The organism is Deltaproteobacteria bacterium, from assembly GCA_012522415.1.
Lineage (GTDB): Bacteria > Desulfobacterota > Syntrophia > Syntrophales > JAAYKM01 > JAAYKM01.
In genome coordinates this window covers 1-2,726 of the sequence record JAAYKM010000120.1, presented here as the reverse complement: position 1 = coordinate 2,726, position 2,726 = coordinate 1, and the positions used below count along the sequence as shown (strand labels likewise).

The 2,726-nt window shown below is 52.5% G+C and carries 3 protein-coding genes and 1 pseudogene; all 4 read right to left on the bottom strand.

The window, feature by feature from the left end:
* Positions 1-373: 373 nt before the first annotated feature.
* The 4 genes and pseudogenes from cas2 to GX147_09525 all read right to left on the bottom strand — a co-directional run bounded on the left by cas2 (position 374) and on the right by GX147_09525 (position 2,585).
* A complete protein-coding gene (cas2, locus tag GX147_09540) occupies positions 374-664 on the bottom strand; it encodes a CRISPR-associated endonuclease Cas2 (protein ID NLN60920.1) in 291 nt (96 codons plus the stop codon).
* 41 nt (positions 665-705) lie between these two features.
* Complete coding sequence (gene cas1c / locus GX147_09535) at positions 706-1,737, bottom strand: type I-C CRISPR-associated endonuclease Cas1 (protein NLN60919.1); 1,032 nt, start codon at positions 1,735-1,737, stop codon at positions 706-708.
* Positions 1,734-2,366 (bottom strand): CRISPR-associated protein Cas4, encoded by a 633-nt coding sequence (gene cas4, locus GX147_09530; GenBank protein ID NLN60918.1) that lies wholly within the window; start codon positions 2,364-2,366, stop codon positions 1,734-1,736. The genes cas1c and cas4 overlap by 4 nt, the downstream gene beginning before the upstream one ends.
* Positions 2,367-2,414: 48 nt before the next feature.
* A pseudogene (locus tag GX147_09525) lies at positions 2,415-2,585 on the bottom strand (phage antirepressor protein).
* Positions 2,586-2,726 lie beyond the last annotated feature (141 nt).

Genomic DNA, 2,726 nt, shown 5'->3' with positions numbered 1-2,726 from the left:
GTTATGTGTGCAGCAGTCATCGAGTTTCAATCCACGCTCCCGCGAGGGGAGCGACCTTGGTTACATCCCCCCCTTCAATAACATGGCGGCGTTTCAATCCACGCTCCCGCGAGGGGAGCGACACGTCAGGGGTTTTTGGCGTAACGTGAAAATTATTGTTTCAATCCACGCTCCCGCGAGGGGAGCGACCATTCAACATATAACTCTTCAAAAAATAACATGAAAATCTATAAAATCCGCGAGGTCATCCTTCCCGTTCCCGGTATTATTCAATTTTCAAAGAGCTATTCCGCTAAAGAGATGTAAAATCACATATTTATATCGGCCGCGAAGCCACCGGGGTTTCCATGTAATCTTCCTGTTCGCGGACACACTAAACAACCAATGGCCCCTCCTGATCCAAGGCCGGTTTTGCACCGACGTGTTCGACCCGTCGTTTCCAGTTTGCGCCCAGGAAATAGAATCGAAGGCTATCTGAATTTATATCTATTTCCTTGATCAACTTCTCTCTAAAGACCGTCCATTGTGCAGGATTGACAAGGCATTCAAACACGGAATATTGCACACGCTGTCCGTAATTCTGGCAGACCTTGGCCACCCGGCGCAGACGGCGTGCGCCTCCGGCTTCGTTTGTCGCCACATCATAACTGACCAGTACCAGCATTTTTTACCCCATTCTTTTGCAAGCCAAGCCTCTCACAAAGCTTATTTCCATATGAAAGGAGGATAGCCGTCTAGGTCACCCCGTAGATGCCGGGCCAGAAGAAGCGCCTGAATATGAAACAGCAACCCGATAGACACCTTCTCATCAATAAACGGATGATACATCTCTTCCTGTTTGCGTTCCTGGTAGGCGACCAAGACCGTCTTCCGCGTGTCATCTCCCATGGTCAGACCGCCGGAGTCCGCTTTTTGAAATCCCTTCCCCTGAACCCGGCGCAGGTTGATCAGCGACAGGACCAGGCGATCCGCCAGAAAGGGCCGAAATTCTTCCATCAGATCGAGGGCCAGGCCGGGCCTCCCGGGGCGATCCCGATGGAGAAAACCGACCGCTGGGTCGAGCCCTACACCTTCGAGGGCGGAACGAATGTCGTGTACCAGGAGCGTATAAACAAAGGATAGCAATGCATTGACGTTATCCAGGGGCGGCCGGCGGTTGCGCTCCGCAAAAGAAAAAGCATCCTTTTGGGCCACAATAAGCCGGTCGAACACATCGAAATAGGAATGTGCCGCCTCGCCTTCGTAACCACGGACGACTTCCAACGGATGCGACTCTTTCAGCAGTTCGAGATAATAGGCAAGGCGCTTGATGGTCAGGTTCAGTTTTTCTAAATTCGCTTTTTCGCCATGGTCACGTAGTGCCCGCTGCAGCACCCTCCGGCAGTTGGAAATTTTCCCGACGACCATGTTCCGGGCGATGTCCGCCGACGCTTTTGTGTCATCAGCCCGCCGGTACTGTTCCCGGCGCAGGAGTACATTGCCCGATACCGGCCCCTGAACCCGCGCCAGAAAACGACCCTGTTCCGATAGAAAACTGATGCCGACACCGTTTTCTGCACAAAATCCCAACAGGAAAGGACTGCACAAGACATTGCCGAAGCAGACAATACCTCCAATGGTGTGTACGGGCAGACGCAGCCGGATTTCCCGCTCCACCCGGACCACGATGGTTTCGCCTTCTTTGGCAAGGTAAGCACCCTGAGTAGTCACAAACAGGGTATTGAGGTGCTTTTTCATGATTCCCCCAATATTCTGTTCAAATAATTCTTGACGGATCGTTTCTTTTCGATTGTCCGGGGGAGACATTCCGATACAAGGGAACAGCTTTCACAACGTTTCGCATATACCGGCTTCGGTGTCTTCCCGTTGTTGATCAAGGCACGGGCAACTTCCGCTGCCTGCACCGTTTTTTCTTTGAGCTCTTCATCGAAAAGGACCTCCAGACGCCGCCGCGTCCGGCCATAAAACAGAGCCCCCTTCGGAACAGCAAGGTCCAGCATCTCCTCGAGGCAGACCGCCTGGGCACAGAGCTGGATCTTGTCCGAGAAATCCGCCTTCGGTTTGCCTCGCTTGTATTCAATGGGGAAGGGCCGCCAGGTTCCATCCTCCTCCAGATGAAATTCGACAACGTCGGCCTTACCGATGAGGCCGAGACGGAGAGAACGCAATGGTACACCGTAGTCGATTCTCATCTTTCCCCGCACCACACTGTCCTCATTATGAACCCGTTCGTGCATGATCCGGCCTTCGGCGGTCAGACGATTTTCCACCCAGACCTGCTCGACGTGGATCAGGGCGCACTGGCGAGGGCAAAACGCTGCGTGCTGAAGAGCAGAAAGTTGAATCAAGTCATCGAGGTGGTACATATGGCCGTTCATTACCCAATTCCTAACCCAATTTTTTGAAATGCCGCCGATACCCCGCATCTGCTTTTCAAGCCAGACCTCGACGTAACCCTTTGCCTTGTAGATCGCCCGTGTTCGTTTTGTTGCCAACTCCGGATCTTCGATTTCCTGCACCCGCTCATAACCGACTTTCGCCAGCCAACGCTTGAGCTGTTCCGCCTTGGAGAGGGGATGGACTGATGTGGGAGATGCCCTGACCTTACCCCAAAATATGTACCAAGTTCAAAATGAGTCCTTGTTCCTGTAGCATAGTTTGATGTTCTTTGATAAATTCATAAGGCGTTTTATCTCCCAGAGAGCTGTGCGGCCGAACTTCATTGT